The organism is Mangrovibacterium sp. (assembly GCF_059905295.1).
On the sequence record NZ_JBZQJF010000066.1, the window covers coordinates 1 to 6,525 of the forward strand.

Here is a 6,525-nt window from a genome sequence, read left to right on the forward strand (position 1 = left end):
AACACATCTGGGAACATCGCCTTTTTTATTCATACGAGTTGAAAACACAGTCAGGAGAACCCCTTGAAATTATCGATCCAGGAAGACGAAACACTGATTCCGGACCCGATTTTTTTAATGCCCGTATTAAAATTGAAGATACGATTTGGGCCGGCAATGTTGAAATTCATCAAAACGCTTCCGACTGGATGAAACACCAACATCAAAATGACAAAGCTTACGATAATGTAATTTTGCATGTGGTTGAAAATGCCGATATGGAGATCAGAAGCACCAACGGAGATTCTTTCCCTGCACTCACCTTACAATATCCTGATAAACTGGCGCAAAATTACCACCGCCTACTGGAGTCGAAAACCTGGATTCCCTGCGAAAGTGAGTTTAAAAAAGTTGATCCAATTCTGCTTCAACTTGGGTTCAACCGGCTGATGATCGAACGACTGGAAAGCAAAACTGAAGAGATACTTCAGAAGCTTGCGCAAAACAACAACGACTGGAACGAGACCTTTTACCAACTGCTGGCAAGGATGTTCGGATTTAAAGTAAATGCTCTTCCTTTTGAATTGCTTGCGCGTTCTCTTCCCATTAGCATTCCTGGAAAACACCGCAACAATCTTTTTCAACTTGAGGCACTGTTATTTGGAAATGCCGGACTACTCAATAATCAGTTGCTCGGCGATGATTATTTTTTGAAACTCAGAGAGGAATATTCATTTCTATATAAAAAATACAAACTGAAAGCCATCGAAAGTCACCTTTGGAAATTTCTTCGTTTACGCCCCGTCAATTTTCCAACTGTCCGTATTTCGCAACTGGCAGCGCTCATTCAAAAATCGGAAGCACTTTTTTCAAAAATCATTGAAACCGACAAGTTGGAAGATCTTCGGGATTTACTTCATGTAAAAGCTTCTGAATATTGGGATACGCATTACAACTTCAATAAAACCACAAGTAAAAGAATGGTAAAAGAATTGGGTGAAAGTTCTACGCAGATTTTAATTATTAACGTGGTAATTCCTTTTCTTTTTGTATATGGTGAAAAACAGAATAAACATTTTCTGAAAGACCGGGCACTCGATTTCCTCGAACAACTTCCGGCAGAAAATAATTCAGTTATTAAAAAATGGAATACACTGGGAGTGAACACCCGAACGGCGTTTGAAACTCAGGCTCTACTTCAATTAAAAAACAACTACTGCGAAGCAAAAAAATGTTTAAATTGCCAATTAGGAGCGAAGTTGGTTGCTTCGTTGTGATAAACTGCAAAAATGAGTTCATCAGGACAGCACTACAACAAATTTCAGGAAGTTTCAAGTAGAACAATCCAAATTGGTATCGGCTTGCTGGTTTCGATTTTAACAATTGGCACTATTGGATATTATTTTATTGAACGCCTGAATCTTCTTGATAGCATTTATATGACCGTGATAACGGTTTCGACGGTTGGATTTGGAGAGGTTGGACATGCGTTTAGTCCGGAAGGAAAGATTTTTACCATGGGCTTAATTATATCGAGTTTGGGGACACTAGCCTATGTGGGTTCGAATATGGCTCGTTTTGTTTTTGATGGTGAATTGGCAAACTACATAAAAACGTACAAGGTGGACAAAACAATTGAAAAGCTGAAGGACCACGTAATTATCGTTGGTTATGGCAGAAATGGCGAGCAGGCAGCCATGGAACTGGCCGAAAACGGAGTGGAGTTTGTTATTTTGGACAAACGCGACAATGTGATTTCCCGGGTTCGTGAAAATCCAAGGTTGTTGTATATAAAAGGAGATGCCACGCATGAAGAAGTGCTGGAGCAAGCCGGTATCAACCGGGCACGTGCCCTTATTGCCACCACTCCCAACGATGCTGACAATGTTTTTGTTGTGCTTACTGCCCGAAGTATGAATCCCGGATTAGTGGTGATTAGCCGGGCTTCAGAACTCGAAAGTCAGATGAAACTGAAACGCGCCGGCGCTACCAACGTGATCATGCCTGAACGAATTGGCGGACAACGCATGGCCAAACTGGTTCACCAGCCCGACGTAGTAGAGTTTATTGAATACATTCTTTTGCAAAAAACCAACGATGTGAGCCTGGAAGAAGTTTCTTGTAAAAAGCTGGCACAACAATATGTTGGCAAATCCATCGGAGACTTGAAAGTACGTGAAAAAACAGGTGCCAACATTGTGGGAATTAAAATCAGTGGTGCACGCTACGTTTTTAATCCCGACCCGCAAATGATCCTTTCGCGCAACGACCAGCTTTTTGTTTTGGGGAACCATGAGCAAGTTCAAAAATTGCGTGAAACAATGGAATCAGAAGAATAAAATAAAAGAGTGACCGAATAAAAAAGGCTGACAGAATTTTGTCAGCCTTTTCTATATTTCAATCAAGTAATTTACACCATCGGATATTTTTTAAAGATACTGTCCGAGCGCATCAAAATATCAACATACTGGGCGCGCTGATAAGTAAACGGATCTTTCATGTTTTTGCGTGAAAGTTTTCCCCTGAAATCAGCCAGAGTCTTGTATCCTTTATTATCCATCCATTTGTTAAGGTCCATCAGGATATCTGATACAACCGAAGGCGAATTCCGGTAAATGGTGCTAACCATTTGTATAGCATCCGCGCCTGCCAGGACCATTTTAATCACATCGTTGGCATCGTAAATACCACGGCTCACACAAATACTTCCTTCCAGGTTACCATACAACAAACCGGCAAAACGCAGGCTCACCATGTGGTCTTTCGGATTACTCAATTCCCATGGGTAGAAATATTCCTCTTTATCGATATCAATTTCAGGCTGGAAGAAACGGTTGAACAGCACGTACGCATCTGCACCGGCTTCGTCCACCTTCTTAATAAAATTCAGCGGATTTGTATAGAACAGGCTGATTTTTACACTCACCGGAATGCTAACGGCCTTTTTAATGGCTTTTACTATTTGAACCTGCTTGTCTTCAATCTGCTCCCCGGTTCTTTCGAAATAACCCGGCACGGCGTACAGGTTTATCTCCAAACCGGCAATACCTGTTTTTTCAAGTTCTTTGGCATATTCAACCCAGGTAGGTTCGTAAATAGCATTTAAACTGGCAAACACCGGAACATTCACACTCTTCACCAGTTTTTCCACGTTATAAAGATGTTCCTTTGGACCGGCATGTTCCAATCCCGGGAAAAGGCTTGTCATCTCTGCATTGCGGTTTTCATACTCCGACAATTGCTCGTCCATTTGAAGATTTTCAAGCTGAATTTGCTCTTCGAACAGTGAACGGTAAACAATAGCACCGATTCCTGCTTCTTCGATCTGCTTGATCACATCAGGTTTACTAACCAGGTTGCTTGCTCCAAGAATAAGAGGGTTCTTTAGTTTGACCCCCATGTAGGTTGTTGATAGATCTGCCATAGCTTATTTTTTTAGTGAATGTATTTTCTTCTTAGATTAACTGAATTTAGAATTTTTTGTTCAAGAAAGAAAGCAAATTCTAACATTAGTTTCTACATCGTTCGTTAAAGATTCCTCGCTCTGCTCGGAACGACAAGGTTTGTGAGGTATAAGCTGGAAGGTTAAATCATCCATTCTCGCAAACACTTTGGCAACAAAAAAAAACCACCTGCCTTTCGACAGATGGTTTTCTTTATATATTTTATTTTCTCATCCCCTTTAGGGGACCGAGGGGTTTACAGCAAACTCAATGTCACAGTTAAACCTGCCATAACCACTGAAACCATGGTCATCAGTTTGATCAGGATGTTTAACGACGGACCGGAAGTATCTTTGAACGGGTCACCAACGGTATCACCAACAACACCTGCTTTGTGAGCATCGCTGCCTTTTCCACCGTGATTTCCTTTTTCAATGAATTTTTTGGCGTTGTCCCAGGCACCACCCGAGTTGTTCAGGAATACGGCCAGAGTGAAACCTGCTGTCAGACCACCGGCCAGCAAACCAACAACACCGGCAACACCCATTAAGGCTCCGATAACAACCGGAACGATAATAGCCATCAACGAAGGCAATAACATTTCCTGTTGGGCACCCCTGGTTGAAATCTCAACACATTTTGCATATTCCGGAGTTCCTGTACCGTCGAGGATACCTTTGATTTCGCGGAACTGGCGACGTACTTCTTCTACCATTGCACCGGCAGCACGGCCTACAGCTTTCATGGTCATGGCACTGAAAACAAAAGCCATCATCGAACCAATAAAAATACCTCCCAAAAACATTGGGTTGAAAAGCGTAATATCGTAGGCTGCAGAGAAATCTTTAACAGAAGCAGCAGAAATCTTCACCGCAACCATGCCATCATGAACGGCAGGAGCTACATCGTTGTAGAAAATATATTGTCCTTTTGAAACAAAGCCTTCTCCGGCAGCGGCAATTTTTCCGAACCACAAACGAACTTCTTCCATGTAGGCCGAAATAAGCGCCATAGCAGTTAAGGCAGCCGAACCAATGGCAAAACCTTTACCGGTTGCAGCAGTAGTATTTCCAAGCATATCCAAAGCATCGGTACGTTCGCGAACTTCTTTTGGCAATTCAGCCATTTCAGCATTACCACCGGCGTTGTCAGCAATCGGGCCAAAAGCATCAGTTGCCAACGTAATACCCAGTGTTGAAAGCATACCAACGGCAGCAAAACCAATTCCGTAAACACCCAGTGCAAAGTCGCGGTAACCTCCGGCACTCCAGAAAGCACCAACAATACCCAATACAATAGTCACAACAGGAATCCAGGTTGAGTACATACCCACGGCGATACCGTCGATAATTGTGGTAGCAGGACCTTGTAATGCCTGTTTGGCAATACCTTTGGTAGGTTTATATTCGTCAGAAGTAAAATATTCAGTTGCCTGACCGATGATAACACCAGCCGCCAAACCGATTACAACAGCGCCAAATACTCCCCAGGTTACCCAACCTGTAAGTGAAAGAACAACCATCGCAGCCAGGATAAGTACAGAACTACCACCTGTTCCCAGCAACAAGGCATTCAGCAGGTTTTTCTGAGTGGCAGATTCCTTTGTACGAACCATGTAAACACCAACAATGGAAAGGATAATACCAATGGCAGCTACAATCATCGGAGCTACTACTGCTTTTACCGCATCCAGACCGGCTTCGTGTAAGGCAACAGCAGGAAGTGCAGCACCCAAAGCAGAAGTTGCCAGAATTGATCCTGCATAACTTTCGTAAAGGTCGGCACCCATACCGGCAACATCACCAACGTTATCACCAACGTTATCGGCAATGGTAGCAGGGTTACGTGGGTCGTCTTCCGGGATACCGGCTTCTACTTTACCCACGAGGTCAGCACCCACGTCGGCAGCTTTGGTATAAATACCACCACCCACACGTGCAAACAATGCCTGGGTAGATGCACCCATACCGAAAGTAAGCATGGTAGTGGTTATTTCGATTAATTTATGGGCTTCGTCGGTTCCCGCTTGTACAAACGTCAATCCGAGGAAATGAATGCCACTTTGCATATGTTCAGGTGTAAAGACCACCCAGTTTAAAAATGAGAACCATATTGCAATATCAAGGAGTGCAAAGCCAACTACAACCATTCCCATCACAGCACCACTTCGGAAAGCAACCTGCAATCCTTTGTTCAGCGATTGCGAAGCTCCGTGAGCGGTACGTGCCGAAGCGTGAGTGGCAGTTTTCATTCCAAGGAAACCACATAAGCCCGAAAAGAACCCCCCGGTAAGGAAGGCGATCGGAACAAACGGGTTTTGTACCCCGAAATACGCCATGATGGTCAGCAATACAACCAAAATAATAAATACCATTCCCACAACTTTGTACTGCCGTTTCAGGTAAGCCATCGCTCCTTCGCGAACGTATTGGGCAATTTCTTTCATCCGGTCAGTACCTTCCGAATTCTTCATCATCGACTTGAAGAATATCCAGGCAAAAACCAACGCCAATATAGAGGCAATTGGTACTAAAATGAATATACTACTCATAAGTTGATAAATTTTTGTGTAACCTCAGTTACGGTTTAGATTTATAGATATTTCACAGATTCTCGAATTTCTTTTTGGTTCTTCAGGTATTTTCTAAACTTCCGCAAACAAAGATAATTTTCTTAGCGAATTATGGTTGGTTCAGAAACCTATTTGACAACAGATTACATATTTGTTAACACATTTGCCCGAACTTTACCCTAACATTTCCCGGCTATTTTAATTCAGTTTAAATCAGTGCATTCTGAAGGGTTAAGCTCTGTCAGATTTTATGATCTAAAACATAAACGCCCCGGAATAACAAAGGTCAATTGATTATGTCAACCGAATTGATTTTATGTTTATTTTTATAGGTGTTAAAAACCAAAATATCCGAATACATTGAAAAAGTCTCTTGCAAATGTCAAAAGCCCGGCAGACCGAATTTTTGACGATAAAACAAAGGATAATAACAAGTTACGCAAGTGACAGCTAATAAGATATGTGTACCATACACTAACACAGACGTTGGGTGTAATTTAAATAATGCTACTCATAGTCTGTAGACTGATA

The 6,525-nt window shown here is 42.3% G+C and carries 4 protein-coding genes; 2 read left to right on the forward strand and 2 right to left on the reverse strand.

Translation table 11 applies throughout. The features are described from left to right. Positions 1 to 1,256, forward strand: a 1,256-nt coding sequence (locus AC37HE_RS03650) for a DUF2851 family protein (protein ID WP_500781425.1), incomplete at its 5' end; no start/stop codon positions are given. A gap of 12 nt (positions 1,257 to 1,268) precedes the next feature. Further along, positions 1,269 to 2,318 (forward strand): potassium channel family protein, encoded by a 1,050-nt coding sequence (locus tag AC37HE_RS03655; RefSeq protein ID WP_500781426.1) that lies wholly within the window; start codon positions 1,269 to 1,271, stop codon positions 2,316 to 2,318. 71 nt (positions 2,319 to 2,389) lie between these two features. Here the strand turns inward: AC37HE_RS03655 and AC37HE_RS03660 are convergent, their stop codons facing one another. Then, positions 2,390 to 3,403 carry a dihydroorotate dehydrogenase-like protein gene (locus AC37HE_RS03660; RefSeq protein WP_500781427.1) on the reverse strand — a complete coding sequence of 338 codons (1,014 nt, stop codon included), beginning with the start codon at positions 3,401 to 3,403 and terminating at the stop codon, positions 2,390 to 2,392. A gap of 275 nt (positions 3,404 to 3,678) precedes the next feature. Then, entirely contained in the window at positions 3,679 to 5,973 is a 2,295-nt protein-coding gene (locus AC37HE_RS03665; protein ID WP_500781428.1) for a sodium-translocating pyrophosphatase, read from the reverse strand. Positions 5,974 to 6,525 lie beyond the last annotated feature (552 nt).

What these genes read in the sequence shown, in the direction of transcription:
- AC37HE_RS03660 (WP_500781427.1), bottom strand. Translation starts at nt 3,403, where the DNA reads ATGGCAGATCTATCAACAACCTACATGGGGGTCAAACTAAAGAACCCT.
- AC37HE_RS03665 (WP_500781428.1), bottom strand. Translation starts at nt 5,973, where the DNA reads ATGAGTAGTATATTCATTTTAGTACCAATTGCCTCTATATTGGCGTTG.
- AC37HE_RS03655 (WP_500781426.1), top strand. Translation starts at nt 1,269, where the DNA reads ATGAGTTCATCAGGACAGCACTACAACAAATTTCAGGAAGTTTCAAGT.